The organism is Parasphingorhabdus sp., from assembly GCF_039982415.1.
In the GTDB taxonomy this organism is placed as follows: domain Bacteria; phylum Pseudomonadota; class Alphaproteobacteria; order Sphingomonadales; family Sphingomonadaceae; genus Parasphingorhabdus.
Genome location: NZ_JBDWYL010000006.1, coordinates 681,795 through 699,953, shown reverse-complemented (window position 1 = coordinate 699,953; position 18,159 = coordinate 681,795). Strand labels below are relative to the sequence as shown.

Sequence of the window (18,159 nt, the reverse complement as noted above, 5' to 3'; positions counted from 1 at the left end):
GAGACTGAGCATTAACTTGGCGGAGGAACAGGCCCATGTCGGAAACACCGCAACCCTATCATATTGTCTTTCTCTTATTTGACGGCATTACGCAGCTTGATTTTACCGGGCCAGCCCAATTTCTGGCGCGGATACCCGGAGCGGTTGTTCATACGGCAGCGACGTCCCTGAAACCGATTGAAACCGACAGCGGATTTGCCATCGTTCCAAACACATCGCTCGTCGATTGTCCGCAAGCTGACTTGCTTTGCGTTCCCGGCGGCTTTGGAACGCGCGATATCATTCAGGACAAAGAAATATTGCAATTTTTGCGCGATCAGGCGGCCGGCGCCCAATATGTCACGTCAGTGTGCACCGGGTCGCTTGCCTTAGGCGCCGCCGGTTTGCTCCAAGGCAAGCGCGCTACCACCCATTGGGCTTATACTTCATTATTGGAAAAATTCGGTGCGATCTATGAAGCTTCGCGGGTGGTACAGGACAATAATATTATCACCGCTGGCGGGGTAACATCGGGGATTGATTTTGCCCTAAATGTCATCGCAGAAATAGCCGGACAACCTTTTGCCGAGGCCGTCCAGCTAGGGCTGGAATATGACCCGGATCCGCCGTTTAACAGCGGGCACCCCAAAGTCGCAGATCCCAAGCTTGTTGCCATGCTGAACGCGCGCGCATATGGGGACGCGCTAAACGTATTGGATGATCTTCTGGACGCTAACTAAACCGACAGAGGACAGGGGACGGCATCTCGGACATGGACGATCGCGTCCCGATTATTTTTGGAAAGCCACAATTCTGACTGACGCCGCCAAATCCTCGATCAAAACGGCGCCGCGTCGGATTAGTGAAGCCAAGCTTTTCCTGTTCTCCATGGCCTGTGCAGTGGCCGTCGCCAATGGCTATTATATCCACCCGCTCATCGCGCCCATCGGGGATGATTTTGGTGTGGCCGGTCATCTGCTCGGCTTGGTTCCCGCCTTTAATCAAATTGCTCTGGCCTTGGGCATTTTGCTGCTCCTGCCGCTGGGAGACCATATCAACAATCGCAAGCTGGTGACAACTTTTGTCGCCGGTCAGTTTTGCGCGCTTTTAGCGATGGCCACCGCTCAGGACTTCCGGCTTTTTCTCGCGGCGTCTTCGCTGCTCGGCTTTGCTACAATCACACCCTATTTATTGCCAGCCTATGTGACGAAACGCGTACGCCCCGATCGCATTGGCCATGTCACCGGTATTTTGACCGCCGGGATCACCGTGGGTCTGTTGGGCAGCCGAGCCGGAGCTGGCATTTTGGGCCATTATTGGGGATGGCGCTCAGCCTATTGGGTGGGCACCGCACTCACCCTGGCACTGCTTATCATTTTGCCCTTGATCATGGAAAAAGATGAAAAGCTGCGCGATGACGGAGATGCACAGGAAAGCTACCGCGCGCTGATCGCGTCGCTCTGGCCGATCATCAAAACCATGCCCGACGTTTTGCTGGCAGGCATCTTGCAAGCCTTGTCCTTCGGTTTTTTCCTTGCACTTTGGCTCGGCATTGGACTGCATATTACCAGTGCGGAAATGGGTTATGGAGTTGATATTGTTGGATATCTAGCTTTGCTCGCCGGGACCAATATATTTATCGCGCCCTGGTCGGGGCGATTGGCTGATCGCATCGGTCCGGAAAAGGCGCGTATGCTGTTTGCCATTACCCAGCTCATCGGCGCCATTCTTTTGGCCTTTGCGGGAGACAATCTCTGGATGCTGGTCTTGCCGATTTTGTTCAGCAATTTTGGCGGAGCATCGATGGACGTCGCTAATCGGACAATTTTATTTGGCCGCGCGCCTGAAATTCGGACACGATTAATGACCGTTTATATCGTCATCATGTTCGTCGGTGGCGGGCTGGCCAGTTGGCTGGGCACCAGTGCCTATGCCTATGGAGGCTGGGATGCCATCGTTGTAATATCTATTATTTTCGCCATTCTCATCATGGCCTTGTCCATCGGGGCGATGCGTTATCGCGTCCGCTAGATTTTCACCAGCACCTTACCAATATTGCCGCCTTGGAACAGCTTGTCATAGGCGGTAAGAACATTTTCTATCCCATTGGTCACGTCAAACGGGGTATCAATCAACCCCTGTTCGAGCCAGCTTTTAAGCTTCGCGCTCAACCGCTCACCCTGATCCATAAAGTCGGGGGAAAAGAAACCCTCAACCCGCAGTCTTTTCATCAGGATCTGATCGAAATTTTCCGGTCCTTGCCCGCGTCCATCGCCTTTATATTGCGCCAACAAACCGCATAAGGCAACTCGTCCATAGAGTGCCATATTGGGCAATATATCATCGAGCATTGGGCCGCCAACATTGTCAAAATAGGCGTTAATGCCCCCTTCGACCTCAGCCAGCGTTGCGGCAATATCATCGCGCTTATAGTCTATCGCTTTGGTCACGCCCAAACTGTCTTCAAGCCAGCGACATTTATCGGGACCGCCGGCCAGACCATAAACATTGGCGCCCAAAATTTTGGCAATTTGACAGGCCAAAACGCCAGTGGCTCCCGCTGCTGCGGAAACAAGCACATTATCTCCCGCCTTGACGCCCGCCGTTTCTTCCAAACCCCATAAGGCCGTCCAGCCGTTAAAACCCAGCACACCAAAATGCTGACGAATATCGGCAATTGTGTCATCCACTTTGACCAGTCCGGCAAGCTCTGGTTGCACCACGGCATGTTCCGCCCATTGGCCAAAGCCGCGCACCAGATCTCCAACAGCAAAGTCGGAATGCTGGGATTGCAGAACATGCCCCAAAACCAATCCCACCATTTTCGTGCCCAATTCCAGCGCCGGCTGATAACTATCTTCGCGCTCAGTCATCCACATCCGTGTTCCAGCATCCATCGACAGATAGGTTGCGCGAACCAACACTTCGCCCTCGGCTAGGGTTGGCATGGGTTCCGTTTCCAAGGATAATGCGCTGGCGACATCCTCACCATCAGGACGCTTGTTCAACTGCCAGAAGCGATTGGTGCTCATTTTTCTTCTCCTCGGAAACCCGAGGGCAATCTAAAGCAGTTGGTCTTGTTCGATACTATTCTTATTGGCGGGGAGGCTGAACAACATGCCATCCTGACCGAGCACAATTGGACCGTCGAACACTGCCTCTGTGCCTTTGAGATAATATGCCTCCAGATAGTCAATCGGTACTGCGGGAACGATATGGGAAAAGACCAAGAATTTGGCGCCCGCTGCTTGTGCGGTTTCGGCAGCTTCCACCGGCGTTGCGTGATAATCAGGTATGTCCGCCATGATTTTTTCCAACCGAGGTCGCCCAGCCTTTTGCATGGCCTTTCCCATCTTGCCGACCATTTCAGCATTTAACACTTCATGGATCAAAATGTCACAGCCGCTGCAAGCTTCGGCAACCGCAGAATTCTGCGCCGTGTCTCCACTGAAAACAAGGGACCGCCCCTTATAATCAAAGCGATAGCCAACCGCAGGCGAAACCGGCGCGTGATCTACCAGAAATGCAGTGATTTTAATCCCGCCCTCATCATAAATCACCCGATCCGCTTGCGCGGCATCCAGAGCAAAAGGCCGCGCTTCTCCACCCGCGCCGGAAGGCGGCATAATATCAGCGCCGTGATGGGCAATACGATATTGGGCATCGGCTGCGTAAGCCGCGTTAACGCCATCCACAATCGCGGTCACACCTTCTGGTGCATAGACCGGCAATGGCGCAGTTCGGCCTCCGCCAGCCCAACGTTGCAGCATCAATTCTCCCATGCCATCAATATGGTCGCTGTGAAAATGCGTGAGCAATAAGGCTTGGACCGCACCGGGGGCTAAACCCATTTCGCCCATGCGCCGCACCGCACCGCCGCCAATATCAACAATGAATATTTTATCCGCAATGATAACAGCTGAACAAGGACCGGCGCGTTTAGGGTCGGGTAATGGCGATCCCGAACCGCATAAGGCGACATGCATGCCGTCCGACAGATTGGCGACAACATCACGGGTCACAGCCGTTTCGACAGCCCGCGAAAATATTTGATCGCCAATTTCTTCTCTCAAAACCGCCGCCACCGTAACTCCGACCAGCGCGACAAACAGAAATATAAATACTAGTTTTTTCATCTCCAACCCCCTGTGCGTTCAACATTCCACAAGATTCACAGCCAGACCACCTTGAGATGTTTCTTTATATCGCTCGCTCATATCCAAACCGGTTTTGCGCATGGTTTCGATCACTTCATCGAGACTGACGCGGTGGGTGCCATCGCCCATTACCGCCAAGCGGGCCGCCTCAATCGCCTTGACCGCGCCCACGGCATTGCGTTCGATACACGGCACTTGGACGAGCCCGGCCACCGGGTCACAAGTCAGGCCAAGATTATGCTCCATGCCAATCTCAGCGGCATTTTCAACCTGCAGGGGCGAGCCGCCCCAAGCCGCCGTCAAACCGGCCGCTGCCATTGAACAGGCAACGCCTACTTCGCCCTGACACCCCACTTCAGCGCCAGAAATAGACGCATTTTCCTTGAACAAGGACCCAATGGCTGCGGCGGTGAGGATGAATTTCTCTACACCGTCGACATCCGCCTTGGGCGAAAAGCGTTCGTAAAATCGCAGCACCGAGGGAATAATCCCCGCCGCACCATTTGTGGGTGCGGTCACCACCTTGCCGCCTGCCGCATTTTCTTCATTCACCGCTAGTGCCCATAAATTGACCCAATCAAGTATCGTCAACGGGTCGGACAGAGCGCGCTCTTGGCGTTCCATCAGCCGCGCATGAATTAAGGGCGCACGCCGCTTGACGCCCAGGCCGCCGGGCAAGATGCCGCCAGACTGGATACCCCGATCAATACAGTGGGACATGGCACCGGCAATTTGCCTTATTGCTTCGCTGATTTCACCATCATTTTTTGCGGCGCGTTCATTGTTGCGCATAATATCTGCAATGCACAGCCCCTTGGTTTCGGCAATCTCCAAAAGGTCGGCACCGGAGCAAAAGGGATGTGGAACATCCCAAAGGCCCGTTTCGCGATCATTGGCACCAATTTGATTTTCATCCAATATCGCTCCGCCGCCGACCGAGTAATAAACGCGGCTCTCTAACGCCTCTTCACCCTTAAAAGCAGTAAAGCGCATCGCATTGGAATGAAAATCGAGTCGTTTGCGCTGATCAAAAATCACATCCGTTTTCTCATCAAAGCTGATGTCTTGCACGCCGCCCAATCGGATATTGGCGCTTTTTCTGATCTGCTCAACCAGCATATCGGCTGCGTCTGGTTCGATATTTTCTGGCATTTGTCCCGAAAGGCCCAACAAGATCGCACGGTCCGTCGCATGCCCCTTGCCGGTCAGCGCAAGCGACCCAAAAAGCTGGGTTTCCAAGCGCGTTACCTGTTTGATAATTTCGAGATCTGCAAGACGGGAAACAAAGGTTGCCGCCGCTGACATTGGCCCCATTGTGTGCGAGCTGGAAGGCCCGACGCCAATTTTGAACAGATCAAATGTACTGGTGACCATCAGCCTCGTTCCAAGCCTTTTGTTTTCAGGACGCTTTTACCTTGGCAACCCATTGATCAATCTGTTTCTCAAGAATGTTCAAAGGCACGGCCCCACCGCCCAATATAGTGTCGTGAAATCCTCTTATATCAAACTGGTCACCCAGTTGTTTTTCCGCCTCCGCGCGCAATTCCTGGATTTTCAGCATGCCGATTTTATAGCTTGTCGCCTGACCCGGCATCACCAGATAACGCCGCACTTCGCTGCGCACCGCCGTTTCTGGAATAGGGGAATTGGTCAGAAAATAGGAAATGGCTTCTTCTTCACTCCACCCTTTGGAATGCAAGCCGGTATCGACAACCAGCCTTATTGCGCGCCAGATTTCGGTCGTCAGCCGGCCAAAGTCGGAATAAGGATCGGCATAGGCCCCCATTTCTTTCGACAACAGTTCGGAATAGAGCGCCCATCCTTCGCCAAAGGCTGGAATATAGCCGCCCTGTGCCCGGAATTTGGGGATGCCGGTCAATTCCTGGGCGATAGAGCTTTGCATATGGTGACCGGGATTGCCTTCATGATAGGCGATCACTTCGAGACTGTGAATTGGCATGGCGCGCATATCGGACAAATGCGCATAATAGGTGCCAGGACGTGTACCGTCCGGCGTGCCAGGACGATAATGCTGCGCGGCCCCGTCTTGCTCGCGAAAGGGTTCGACCCGTTTCACCACCAGATCAGCTTTGGGTAATGTCCCAAAAAAGTCTGGCAAACGCGTTTTGATAAAGGCCAGATGTTTTTCCGCAGTATCAATATAATCCTGCGCGCCTTTGTCATCGTCGGAGAAATAAAACTGATCGTCTTCGCGCAAGAAGGTGAAGAAGGCCTGCAAATCGCCCTTGAATTTCACTTGGTCCTTAATCGCCTCCATCTCGCTGCGGATACGAGCCACTTCCGCTAGACCAATAGTGTGAATTTCCTCCGCGGTGAGCGTCGTGGTGGTCTGGTTGGCAAGCCGATAATTATAAAAGGCCTGACCATTGGGCAGTGCAGAGACACCGAAGGCGGATTCTTGCGTGTTGGTCAGATCTTGCTTGAACCAGGTGATAATCCGTTCATAGGCAGGTTTTAATGTCCCGGTCAGCGCCAGCCGGGCTTCTTCTTTCAGCGCATCCGAACGGTTCTGTGTAATTGTTCCCGCGTCCACCAACGCAGCCAGCTTATTCTGTGTTGCTTCCCACAAAGCCGATGCATTGCCGTTATCAAAAGGCGCGCCGCTGGTGATTTTTTCCGATTGCTCAATCACCCCTTCATAAGCGAAACGTGGCGGCCTTGTGCCTGCTTGCGCATTCGCCTGAGCGCGCGCAAGCAACTGGTCTAACGCCCGCGCACTGCCTTTAATCCGAGCAATAAAGGCAATCATGTCGGATTCGCTGGCAACCCGGTGCTGATTGATCAAAAAGGTGGGAAAGAAAGATTGCTGGCCGTTAAATTGATGCAGGACGTAGCCGTTGGGACGAAAGGCGACGCCGGCCTCGGCCTGCTCCAGCCGGAATAGCCACATATCCCATGATATTTTCGCATCCGCGGTCAGCTTTGCATAGTCGAAATCCCGCTTCATTTCTGCGGTCGCTTTGCGCATCCAATCCAATTGGCGGTCTGCCGCTTCCACCGAGTAATCGTCAATTTGATCATAAGCGGTGCGGCGGCCAAGCAAGGTCTGGCGGATTGGGCTGAAAGCCAGCTGTTCTTCGAACTTGTTATTAAACCAGATGTTGAGACGATCCGTCTCCGTTTCCATTGCATCTTCGACGACCGGTACCGGCGCTTGAGTTTGCACCGACGGCGTTGTCGCGGCGCAACCTGCCAATGTGGTAGAAGCGAGTAGGAGCGTGAAAAACTTGGCCATGTGGTCTGGACCCCGTGCATAAAGTTACATTGGCAACTGCATGGCACAGTCTGGCGATTTTGCAAACATTGGGAATGGTTTACAGAATCCATCAACAAAAAAGGGGCCGGAAGTTGCCTTCCAGCCCCTCTTGTGAGTTTCAGCGTAAGCAGAGAAGTTGGGTTTAGAAGCCCATGCCGCCCATGCCGCCGCCCATGCCGCCCATGTCAGGCATTGCTGGCGCTGCGGCTTTGTCTTCTGGCGTTTCCGAAACAGCCGCTTCGGTGGTGATCAACAAACCAGCAACCGAGCTCGCATCTTGCAATGCTGCACGCACGACTTTGGTTGGATCGATCACACCAGATTTGACCAGATCTTCATATTTGTCGCTAAACGCGTTGAAACCGAAGTTCTTGTCTTTCTGATCGAGCAATTTGCCCGCCACAACCGCACCGTCAAAACCAGCATTTTCAGCAATTTGACGAACCGGTGCTTGCAACGCTTTGCGAACAATGTCGATACCGCGAGTTTGGTCGTCATTCACGCCTTCGAGATTTTTCAAAGATGCTGTGGCATAAAGCAAAGCGGTTCCGCCACCAGGGACAATACCTTCTTCAACCGCAGCGCGCGTTGCATGCAATGCATCGTCGACACGATCTTTCTTCTCTTTCACTTCCACTTCGGTGGCACCGCCGACTTTGATCACAGCAACACCGCCAGCGAGTTTCGCTAGACGCTCTTGCAGTTTTTCTTTGTCATAATCAGACGTGGTATTTTCGATTTGTGCGCGGATCGCTTCAACACGCGCCTTAATGTCTTTCGATTTACCAGAGCCATCCACAATCGTGGTATTGTCTTTGTCAATCGTGACATTTTTGGCTTCACCAAGCATATTCAGCGTGACGCTTTCCAGCTTGATACCAAGATCTTCGGAGATCATTTCACCCTTGGTGAGAATCGCGATATCTTCGAGCATTGCTTTGCGACGATCGCCGAAACCTGGGGCTTTCACTGCTGCGATTTTCAGACCGCCGCGCAATTTGTTGACCACCAACGTCGCCAGCGCTTCGCCTTCAATATCTTCTGCAATGATCAGAAGCGGACGGCCGGCTTGCACAACAGCTTCCAAAATTGGGAGCATAGGCTGCAAGTTGGTGAGCTTTTTCTCATGGATGAGAATGTACGGATTTTCGAGGTCTGCAATCATCTTATCCGGGTTGGTGATGAAGTAAGGAGACAGGTAACCGCGGTCAAACTGCATGCCTTCAACAACGTCGAGCTCAAAGTCGAGACCTTTGGCTTCTTCCACCGTGATCACGCCTTCTTTGCCGACTTTTTCCATCGCTTCTGCGATTTTCTGGCCAACTTCTTCGTCGCCATTGGCAGAAATAACACCGACTTGTGAAATTTCACCGCTGCCTTTGACATTTTTCGACCGTTTTTGAAGATCGGCAACAACCTTATCCACCGCTTGGTCGATACCGCGTTTCAGATCCATTGGGTTCATGCCAGCGGAAACGGATTTCATGCCTTCGCGGACAATGGCTTGCGCCAATACGGTTGCCGTGGTGGTGCCGTCGCCTGCGACATCATTGGTTTTCGATGCAACTTCACGGAGCATCTGGGCACCCATGTTTTCAAACTTGTCTTTCAGTTCGATTTCTTTCGCAACCGATACACCATCTTTGGTGATCCGCGGCGCGCCGAAAGATTTGTCGAGAACCACGTTGCGGCCTTTGGGACCCAATGTGACTTTTACAGCGTCAGCAAGAATGTCGACACCGTTTAGAATGCGTTCGCGTGCGTCGCGACCAAATTTTACGTCTTTAGCAGCCATGTTTTTTTCCTCTGCTTATGAGAATGAATGTTTCGTGGAATGAAATGCGATTAATCGATAATTCCGAGGATATCGCTTTCTTTCATGATGATCAGATCTTTGCCTTCGACGGTGACTTCTGTGCCGGACCATTTGCCGAACAGGATGCTGTCGCCTTTTTTGACGTCGAGCGGCGTTGCCTTGCCATTATCGTCTTTCAAACCATTGCCAACAGCAACAACCTTGCCTTCGGATGGCTTTTCCTGAGCACTGTCAGGGATGATGATACCGCCAGCGGTTTTCGTGTCCGCTTCGACGCGGCTAACCAGTACACGGTCATGTAGTGGACGAAATTTCATAAGTTTGCCTTTCTTATCCAAATTATTTTCCTGCGGGCTGCGCTCCTTTAGCTTTAGCCATCAAGAATATATTCAATGGAGAATTAGCACTCCTTTGAGTCGAGTGCTAACGGAGCCCATATGGGCGATTTGACCGGCACGTCAAGCCTAAGAGCAAAAAATTTTGAATCTTTTTTTCTGCCTGTATCCACCAGAAAATTACCCTTTTGGAAAACTATGCCGAGATTTTCCGCAATTTGAAAAAAAGAAATGTAACCAACGCCAGCACCGCCACGAAACAGATGGTGAGCCTGCGAGACAAGCTCGCCCCCATTACCCAATTTCATGAGAGGAATACTCAATGTCTAACAAAATGATCAAAGCAACCGCCGCTGCTGCCGCTCTAGCCGCTGCTGCTACCATTGCTATCTCACCAACAACCGCTGTCGCTGCTGGCGCCAAAGAAAAATGTTTCGGCATTGCTTTAAAAGGCAAGAATGATTGCGCCGCTGGACCAGGCACAAGCTGCGCCGGTACGTCGACCATAAATTATCAAGGCAATGCCTGGAAATACACTGCCAAAGGCGCATGTGTAAAAGCGGGTGGATCGCTGACCGCCAAAAAAGGCAATAGCAAGCCCGTTCCACGCAGAGGCTAATCAGTCTTAATCCGTTTCTAGGCTCTGGCCTAGGTGCGGATTTTAAGCTAGGTTTTGCGGATGTTATCGATATCCGACCCTCAAATTTTGATCTGTCCGTTATGAAAACGCCTATGTTACACTCCCTCCCTCCATCAGGTGGCATAGGTCTGAAGTCCGTACATTATAATGATGTATTGTCCTCAGAAGACGGTTCAAAAAATCCCGGATGGGTAGAGGTGCATCCGCAAAATTACTTCGGTGATGGTGGTCCGCCACATCGTTGGTTGACCGCCATCGCCGAAGACCATCCGCTCAGCTTTCATAGTGTGGGCTTATCGCTCGGCTCTGCCGACGGGTTAAACCAACATGATCTTGAAAAAATTGCGGATCTTTGTGACCGGTATCAGCCGGCAATGGTATCGGACCATCTGAGCTGGAGCGGCAACGCGCATGACCGCTATCCGGATCTGCTGCCCATTCCCTATACCCAAGAAGCGCTCGACCATTTTGCGCGGGAAATAGACAAGGTTCAATCCCGTTTGGGCCGGGCGATATTGATCGAGAATCCGTCGCGCTATCTCAGCTATAATGATGACGAAATGAGCGAGACGGATTTTATCCTCTCCTTGTGCAAACAATCTGGCTGCGGATTGCTTTTTGACATCAACAATGTGGAAGTTACCGCCACCAATGTTGGCTTGGATATGGACGCTTATATTGATGCGATCGATCCCGCGCTGGTCGGAGAAATGCATCTGGCCGGGCATGCCCGAGAAGATCATGAAAGCGGTGTCCTGCTCATTGATGACCATGGCTCGGTCGTCAGCGATGTCACCTGGCGTCTTTACGAACGGTTTATCAAACGCGCAGGACCCAAACCGACATTGATTGAATGGGATACTGATATTCCTGACTATGATATTTTAATGTCCGAAGTTGCAAAAGTTGATACCGTGCTCAACAGCCATGTTTGGGATGACGCGCACCATGCCCTCGCTAGCTGATAGTCAATCGCAATTTATCGCCTGTCTTCAAAAAGGGCCGGCCCATTTTCCGCACGCCCTATTTGCTGAAAATTCCGATCGCGCCTTATTGGGGCTGAAAGCGCATGCCAATACCGTATCCCATGCCCGGTTAATGGCATTGGAAAATGCCTTTCCGAAACTGCATGCCCATATGGGCCACGAGGTTTTTCACAATCTATCGCGCGACTATATCGAACAAGACCATATACTTGCTTGCGATATGAACAGCATTGCAACTGACTTTGCCGATTTCCTAACTGCCCGGGGCAATACTGAAAGTGAAATTGATCTGGCCCGAATCGAATGGGGATGGATCGAGAGTTATCACAGCGCCGAAGCCCAAAGCTTGGCGCTGGGCGATATTGCCGCGCTGGATGAGGAAAAATTGCTCGGTCTGGCAATTGCCGCCCATCCCGCTCTGCGATTGATTGATTTGACTGGGCCTTTGTCGCCAGAATTAGCGGAATTGGGCGATGAAACGCCCGATGCCCTGATGATCGCCCGCCCTGATGCAGAGATATTATTTCACCCCCTCACCCAGTTAGAGCATGAAATTGCAGAAAAAATTGCAAATATTTCTACAATGGGTAACCTTTTGTCTGAAACCATCGAATTGGATGGTGAAGACACTGCAATGGAACGCATAATCAAACTGATCCAATGCGGTGTGATAATAAAATCAGAAACGGGGTAACCGAAATGATGAAACTGATTAAAAAAGCTATTAACATGGTCAGCGGCGCTGTGCCGGAAGCCATCGCCTTATTATTCGCCCGTGTCGCTCTCGCTGGAATTTTCTGGCGGTCTGCTCGAACCAAAGTGGAAGATGGCAGTTTTCTGAGCATGAAAGAACTGACGGTTGATCTGTTTCGCGATGAATATGGCATGCCATTTCCCGAAATTACCGGCTTGATTGCAACCTATGCCGAACATTTTTTCCCCATTCTTTTGGTATTGGGCCTCGCCACACGATTCGGTGCAGCAGGATTGCTGGTTATGACATTGGTCATTCAGTTTTTTGTCTATCCTGAAGCCTGGTGGTCGGTGCATATCATATGGGTTGCTTTGGCACTGGTCCTGATCACCCGCGGCGGCGGACTGTTTTCCCTCGACAAACTGGTCGGTGGGAAACTGGGTTAAGTTAGTCCGCTGGGGAGAGCAGCTATGATCGCAAATGAAGAGACATTGCGCCTTTTAATGATCAAAGCACAGAGCGGTGACAAGCAATGCTATACCAGCTTGTTGACCGAATGTGAAAAATGGCTGCGGCGCTATTATGCACGGAAAATCAATCCGGCGGAAGTCGATGATCTGGTGCAGGAAACATTGATTTCGCTTCACAAGAAGCGGGCAAGCTACGATCCCACCAAGGCTTTTCTGCCTTGGTTAGCCGCCATCGGGCGCTATCGCTGGATTGACGGCTTGCGCAAAATTTATCGCCATGAACATGGTGAGTTGAACGAAGAATTGGTCGCTGATCCGCAAGATGAGGATGTGACCGCCAAGGTGAGTTTAGAACGTTTATTGGGCATGATACCCAATAAACAGGCCGATGTTATCGCCATGGTAAAGATTGAAGGACTAAGTATTGCCGAAGCTGCGGCAAAGACCGGCCAGTCGGAATCACTGGTAAAAGTAAATATCCACCGGGGGCTCAAAAAAATGAGCGCCCTTATTGAGAGTGAATAGAATGAGTAATGTTGCAAATAGCCTGATCGACGATCTCGTCCAAGATCTTGCCCCGGTCCGCACCCTGAAACCATCCAGCGGGATGGCTGTCACCGCCATTCTTATGCTTGCGGTGTCCTCCAGCGTTGCATTTTTTCTCGGTGTTCGTGGCGATCTGGCCATGGGCATGGCCCATCAGATGTTCTTTTTGCGCAGCGGTGTATTGCTGATGCTCGGCATTGCGACAGCCTTGGCCGCGGTCAATATGGCTCGGCCTGGTGTGGGCAATCTCAATCGCGGGTGGGTTTGGGCTTTGTTTACAGCAGCCTTATTCCCGCTGACCGCCGCCATTATGAGCGCTATTAATATGCCGCCAGTAGAAGCTTTGCGCCCGGCCGAAGGCATGCGTTGCTTGACCGTCAGCATGATGTCTGCGCTGGTCATCGGTGGCGGTTTGACCACCTGGTTGCGGCAAGGCGCCCCCACTTCACCAGAACGGGCCGGCTGGCTCGTCGGCATGGCATCCGGCGCTTTGGGTGCGGCGGCCTATAATATCTTCTGCCCATTTAACGATATTTATTATATCGGATTATGGTTCACACTGCCGGTATTGGTGAGTGCCATAGCAGGACGGATTGTCGTACCGCATCTTATCCGCTGGTAATTTCGACCCAGCATAACCATATAAAGGGCGGCGGTCAGCGATGACTGGCCGCCTTTTTTGGAGATGACGACAATGCAATTTGCCCGCGGTGCTTGGAAATTTCTGGTAGCCATTAAAGACGGCCTGGTGTTGATCGCCATGCTGCTCTTTTTCGCTGCGCTTTATGCCGCACTTTCTGCACGTCCGAATGTCGCAGCCATTAGCGACGGCGCATTATTGTTGGATCTGAAGGGCGCGATTGTCGAGCAACCTGCGCAACAAGATATTTCCGCTTTGTTTTCCAATAACCCCAATACGATCCGCCAATATCGGTTGAGAGACGTCGTGCGCGCAATTGATGCCGCAGCGACCGATGATCGCGTGAAGGCCGTTGTGCTGGATCTCAGTGCCTTCATGGGTGGCGGACAGACCAGCCTCAGCGCCGTGGGCGCGGCATTGAACCGCGTGAAAAAGGCGGAAAAACCTATTTATGCCTTTGCCAGCTTCTATAGCGATGACAGCTATCAGCTCGCCTCCCATGCCGATGAAATCTGGATGGATCCGATGGGCGGCTTGGTGTTTGCTGGGCCCGGCGGCAATCAACTCTATTTCAAAAATCTCATCGATCAACTGGGCGTTACCGCGCATATCTATCGGGTTGGTACGTATAAAAGCGCGGTCGAGCCCTATATGCGTGCCGATCAATCGGCCGAGTCCAAAGAAGCAGCCCGGGCGCTTTATGCCGTCCTTTGGGAAAGCTGGGTGGAAAAAGTCAAAGCCGCGCGGCCACAGGCGATTGTCACACCTTATGCTGAGGATCCGGCCCGCTTCATTCAGGCGGCCGGCGGCGATTATAGCAAGATCGCAACCGAACAAAAATTGGTCGACAAAATAGGCGACAGAGTTGCATTTGGCCGGTTTGTCGCAAGCGAAGTCGGCGTCGATAGCACACCATCTCCGGACAGCTTCAAAAGCATCAGCTATGATAATTTTGTTGCCGCTAATCCGCCTGCAAGCAATGGTGAAGCCGTTGGTGTCATCACCGTTGCGGGTGAAATTGTCAGTGGCAAAGCCGGCCCCGGCATTGCCGCAAGCGGACGCATAGCCGAACAAATATACAAGGCTTTGGAGGCCGACAATATCAAAGCGCTGGTCGTGCGGGTCAATTCACCGGGCGGTTCCGCCTTTGCCAGCGAGGAAATCCGGCTGGCGCTTGCCGACATCAAGAAAGCCGAAATCCCCATTGTCATATCTATGGGCGATGTTGCGGCGAGCGGCGGCTATTGGATTGCTGCTGCCGGCGATCACATCATGGCAGAACCTGATACGATCACGGGATCCATTGGCGTATTTGCGGTTTTGCCCAGTTTTGAAAAAGCGTTGCGTAAATGGGGCGTGAATGCGGATGGCGTTCAAACCACACCACTGTCTGGTGAGCCCGATTTTGTCGGCGGGTTTAGCGAAGATTTAAGCACAGTCCTGCAATCCGGTGTGGAACATAGCTATGATGATTTTCTCGGTTTAGTCGCCAAAGCGCGCGGCAAAACCAATGCTGAGGTGGATACGATCGGACAAGGCCGAGTTTGGGATGGCGGCACGGCCCGTCAACTGGGGCTGGTCGACAGTTTTGGCGGCATGAAAGAAGCTTTGGCCGAAGCGGCAAAACGCGCCGGCTTGGAAGATGGGGAATATCACGCTCAATATCTCGAAGCCGCGCCCACATTTAAGTGGCTGCCCACAGGCGGCCTGCCCTTTATTCAATCCGAAGCCACACCGGTCAACGGCATGGTCGGATGGGTGGCGCGCCAGCAAAAAGCTGTATTCGCCGATGCCTTGCATACCGCTCAGGGATTATTGATCCGCGAAGATGTGCAGGCTTTGTGCCTTGAATGCGGAACTATTCAACCGCCCAGCGCCAAAGCAGGGTGGAACTGGTTTGATTTGTTGAAAAGCTATTCCGACTCTTCCGCGCCGCGATAAGACGGCAACGCTAAACCTTTGACAATCGCCAAGGCACGCAAGCCAAAACCGGCGGCGAAAGCGATCAGAGCCGCCGCGATACCGGCCATGCCCCCTTGCATCAGCGCCACAAACGCAAATGCGGACAAAGCGCTGGCCGTCACGTAAAGCTCCGGTTTGACGATGATGGAAGGTTCCCCGGCCACCAAATCGCGAATAACGCCGCCCACGCTTGCGGTAATGATACCCATAATCGCTGCAGGCACTGGATCGATGCCCAATTGCAAGGCTTTGGCGGCACCAAAGACAGAATAAGCGGCTAATCCTATGGCATCAAACCAATCCACAGCCGCGGGACGCCAGATGCGCACCGGCGTCACCCAGACAATAAGCGCAATCGCCAGACATAATATCGGAACGCGGCTATCTTGCACCCAAAATACCGGCGCGCCGATTAACAGATCGCGCACCGTCCCGCCGCCAACGCCGGTGACCAGCGCAAAAAAAGCAAATGTTACCAGCGTTTGCCCATTGCGGGCCGCCACCAAAGCACCAGAAATGGCAAAAACCGCAATGCCAAATAGATCTAGCCAGCCAAGAGCGTCAAAGAGCATCGCACTGCTCAATCATCTTTCCTTTTCAAACGCGAACGCCGAGTGAACAACATGATAAATCCCAAAAGAGATCCGAATAAGGCAATGGCTGCCGAACCAATTAATATTGGATGGCTACTATCTTCGCGGGTTTGCAAATCCATGATGTGCAACCCCCACATAAAATCGAAAACACGCCAAAATTCTGTACGCACCGCCAGCAATTCACCCGTATCAGCATCAATATAGAATCGTGCTTCATCTTCAAAAACTATTTGCCAGGAGGGGCGATCCCGGCGCAGATCCAAGGGCGATTTGTTTGCTGGAAAGTTGATCACTGACTGAATATCTGCCTGATCGGATCGCGCTGCGCTGGCTAATGCGGAAGCTTCCGGCGCCGTTAAGGCGGGCAGCAATTGTCCCGTAGTTGCATCGGCGCGCCGCTTACCGCCATCGGCATAGCTGATCACCCAAAAAGGCCCTTGCGCATTTTGTTGCAATGTTAATGTCTTTGCCTGTCGCCCTTGCAGAATGGGCGCGACCGGGACAATCGGGTCTAATGCCGGCTGCTCACTGCGCAGATGATTGCCCCGCACCTGTTCAATTGGTTGCGATACCATGAGAAGACCGGACGCGGTCCACAATATCACCGGCACACCGATTACCCAACCGAGCCAAATATGCCATTTGTAGAAATTCTTGTGATTCATCCCTATGATCCAGCCCCATCAAGCTTGACTATTGGCCCAGCAAAGCACCGATTTTTCGCGCACCATCGAGCGCTTTATAATCCTGATATCGATCGCTGATAACCTGCATGCCAATCGGCAATCCCTGATCCATTCCAATCGGCAATACGGTGGCTGGCAAACCCGGAAATGTGACCAGGCCGGCCCAAGCCAGTTGCATCGCAGCGGGATATTCTTGCCCATCAACCAGAATTTTCCGGTCTTTCATCGGTCTATTGTCATGCGCAAAAGCCGGCGTGCTGGATGGCGGTGCCAATATGAGATCAAAGGTTTCAAACACAGATCGCCAATGCCGTTGGTTGCGCGCTTGCGCATCGAGAAGCGCAAACCAATGGCGCGCCTCGACAGCGGTCCCGTCTGGGCGAGGGGCACCCGCCATCATTACGATGTTCAACATATGCAAATAATCACGATGCTGCTGCGCCAAATCGGGCAAGTCATCATGCGACCGGGATATCTGCGCACCGGCATTTTCAAGCAAGGTTGCGACCTGCTCCATATGGCCCACAAGACCATTACCGGTGGTTGCGGATGGATGATCGGTCAATAGCAATATACGCGCATTGTCCAATTGGATCGATTCTTTCGGCAAGGGCCGGTCCAAAGTGACATTCAGGAGCAATTCCAGATCATCGGCATCACGGGACAATGGCCCAACCACCGATAAAGGCCGCGAAGCGCCTTCTTCTTGGCCTGGCATAAAATGCCCTTCCAAGCTGATCACACCAAAGGTTGGTTTATGCCCCCAGATCCCGCAATAATGGGCCGGTACGCGGATCGATCCGCCAATGTCGCTACCATATTCCAAGGCCACGATGCCGCTCGCTACGGCAGCAGCAGCGCCGCCCGACGAACCGCCTGGCGAATGACCAAGATGGTGCGGATTATTGGTGCGGCCATATATTGGATTTTCAGAAAAAGTATCTGCGAGCATCGGCGGGACATTGGTTTTGCCCAGTATCACTGCCCCGGCTTGTTTCAACCGTTTGACCACCATCGAATCTTCTGTGGCCAGATTATGGGCAGCTTCTTCCATTCCCCAGGTTGTTGGCAAACCGGCAATGTTAAAACTTTCCTTCACCGTCATCGGTACGCCCAGAAAAGGCAGCTTCTGTCCAGAAAGACGCAGCGCATCCGCCGCTTGTGCCTGTTGCAGCCCGCGATCAAAATCCCGCACAACGACCGCATTAATCCCTGAGTCCAGCCTCTCGATACGCGCAATGGCAGCCTGTGCGGCGTCCACTGCCGTCGTTTCACCGCTGGCTATTTTAGCCGCCAGCGCCAGACCAGTCGGTTCTTCGGTGAGCGAAGCAACAGGCATAGTTCATCTCTCTGTCTACGCCCGATATGGGCAGGG

At 52.5% G+C, this 18,159-nt stretch carries 19 protein-coding genes; 9 read left to right on the top strand and 10 right to left on the bottom strand.

What is annotated here, in order from left to right; translation table 11 throughout:
* The first annotated feature begins 35 nt into the window (after positions 1-35).
* On the top strand, positions 36-719 hold the full coding sequence (locus ABJU74_RS09090; RefSeq protein WP_348383336.1) for a DJ-1/PfpI family protein: 684 nt from the start codon (positions 36-38) through the stop codon (positions 717-719).
* Positions 697-2,010, top strand: coding sequence for an MFS transporter (locus tag ABJU74_RS09085; RefSeq protein WP_348383338.1), 1,314 nt, complete (start codon positions 697-699; stop codon positions 2,008-2,010). Before ABJU74_RS09090 ends, ABJU74_RS09085 begins: the two co-directional genes overlap by 23 nt.
* Here the strand turns inward: ABJU74_RS09085 and ABJU74_RS09080 are convergent.
* The 7 genes from ABJU74_RS09080 to ABJU74_RS09050 all read right to left on the bottom strand — a co-directional run bounded on the left by ABJU74_RS09080 (position 2,007) and on the right by ABJU74_RS09050 (position 9,872).
* On the bottom strand, positions 2,007-3,011 hold the full coding sequence (locus ABJU74_RS09080; RefSeq protein WP_348383339.1) for an NADP-dependent oxidoreductase: 1,005 nt from the start codon (positions 3,009-3,011) through the stop codon (positions 2,007-2,009). The genes ABJU74_RS09085 and ABJU74_RS09080 overlap by 4 nt on opposite strands.
* A 30-nt stretch (positions 3,012-3,041) precedes the next feature.
* Positions 3,042-4,115, bottom strand: a complete 1,074-nt coding sequence (locus ABJU74_RS09075; protein WP_348383341.1) for an MBL fold metallo-hydrolase — start codon at positions 4,113-4,115, stop codon at positions 3,042-3,044.
* A gap of 18 nt (positions 4,116-4,133) precedes the next feature.
* The gene (locus ABJU74_RS09070; protein ID WP_348383343.1) at positions 4,134-5,510 is read right to left on the bottom strand and encodes an L-serine ammonia-lyase; all 1,377 of its coding nucleotides are present in this window, start codon (positions 5,508-5,510) and stop codon (positions 4,134-4,136) included.
* A 25-nt stretch (positions 5,511-5,535) separates the two neighbouring features.
* Entirely contained in the window at positions 5,536-7,392 is a 1,857-nt protein-coding gene (locus ABJU74_RS09065; protein WP_348383345.1) for a DUF885 domain-containing protein, read from the bottom strand.
* Between the two features lie 163 nt (positions 7,393-7,555).
* Positions 7,556-9,208, bottom strand: coding sequence for a chaperonin GroEL (gene groL, locus ABJU74_RS09060; protein ID WP_348383347.1), 1,653 nt, complete (start codon positions 9,206-9,208; stop codon positions 7,556-7,558).
* 50 nt (positions 9,209-9,258) lie between these two features.
* Positions 9,259-9,546, bottom strand: coding sequence for a co-chaperone GroES (groES, locus tag ABJU74_RS09055; RefSeq protein ID WP_348384006.1), 288 nt, complete (start codon positions 9,544-9,546; stop codon positions 9,259-9,261).
* Between the two features lie 83 nt (positions 9,547-9,629).
* Positions 9,630-9,872, bottom strand: coding sequence for a hypothetical protein (locus ABJU74_RS09050; protein WP_348383349.1), 243 nt, complete (start codon positions 9,870-9,872; stop codon positions 9,630-9,632).
* Between the two features lie 14 nt (positions 9,873-9,886).
* On the opposite strand from ABJU74_RS09050, the gene ABJU74_RS09045 reads away from it, so the two are divergent.
* From ABJU74_RS09045 to sppA, 7 genes are all read left to right on the top strand, one after another.
* Positions 9,887-10,183 carry a DUF2282 domain-containing protein gene (locus ABJU74_RS09045; RefSeq protein ID WP_348383351.1) on the top strand — a complete coding sequence of 99 codons (297 nt, stop codon included), beginning with the start codon at positions 9,887-9,889 and terminating at the stop codon, positions 10,181-10,183.
* 113 nt (positions 10,184-10,296) lie between these two features.
* Positions 10,297-11,169 carry a DUF692 domain-containing protein gene (locus ABJU74_RS09040; RefSeq protein WP_348383353.1) on the top strand — a complete coding sequence of 291 codons (873 nt, stop codon included), beginning with the start codon at positions 10,297-10,299 and terminating at the stop codon, positions 11,167-11,169.
* Entirely contained in the window at positions 11,153-11,884 is a 732-nt protein-coding gene (locus ABJU74_RS09035; RefSeq protein ID WP_348383355.1) for a putative DNA-binding domain-containing protein, read from the top strand. The genes ABJU74_RS09040 and ABJU74_RS09035 overlap by 17 nt, the downstream gene beginning before the upstream one ends.
* A gap of 5 nt (positions 11,885-11,889) precedes the next feature.
* The gene (locus ABJU74_RS09030) at positions 11,890-12,330 is read left to right on the top strand and encodes a DoxX family protein (RefSeq protein WP_348383357.1); all 441 of its coding nucleotides are present in this window, start codon (positions 11,890-11,892) and stop codon (positions 12,328-12,330) included.
* A gap of 24 nt (positions 12,331-12,354) precedes the next feature.
* Positions 12,355-12,879 (top strand): sigma-70 family RNA polymerase sigma factor, encoded by a 525-nt coding sequence (locus ABJU74_RS09025; protein ID WP_348383359.1) that lies wholly within the window; start codon positions 12,355-12,357, stop codon positions 12,877-12,879.
* A gap of 1 nt (position 12,880) precedes the next feature.
* Positions 12,881-13,522, top strand: coding sequence for a DUF1109 domain-containing protein (locus ABJU74_RS09020; RefSeq protein ID WP_348383361.1), 642 nt, complete (start codon positions 12,881-12,883; stop codon positions 13,520-13,522).
* A gap of 72 nt (positions 13,523-13,594) precedes the next feature.
* Entirely contained in the window at positions 13,595-15,481 is a 1,887-nt protein-coding gene (gene sppA / locus ABJU74_RS09015; protein WP_348383363.1) for a signal peptide peptidase SppA, read from the top strand.
* Here sppA and ABJU74_RS09010 read toward each other — a convergent pair.
* The 3 genes from ABJU74_RS09010 to ABJU74_RS09000 are packed head-to-tail and all read right to left on the bottom strand — an operon-like array spanning position 15,454 to position 18,123.
* Positions 15,454-16,074, bottom strand: coding sequence for a trimeric intracellular cation channel family protein (locus tag ABJU74_RS09010; RefSeq protein ID WP_348384007.1), 621 nt, complete (start codon positions 16,072-16,074; stop codon positions 15,454-15,456). The genes sppA and ABJU74_RS09010 overlap by 28 nt on opposite strands.
* Positions 16,075-16,082: 8 nt before the next feature.
* On the bottom strand, positions 16,083-16,763 hold the full coding sequence (locus ABJU74_RS09005; protein ID WP_348383364.1) for a PepSY domain-containing protein: 681 nt from the start codon (positions 16,761-16,763) through the stop codon (positions 16,083-16,085).
* 28 nt (positions 16,764-16,791) lie between these two features.
* Positions 16,792-18,123, bottom strand: coding sequence for an amidase family protein (locus ABJU74_RS09000; RefSeq protein WP_348383365.1), 1,332 nt, complete (start codon positions 18,121-18,123; stop codon positions 16,792-16,794).
* Positions 18,124-18,159: the final 36 nt, after the last annotated feature.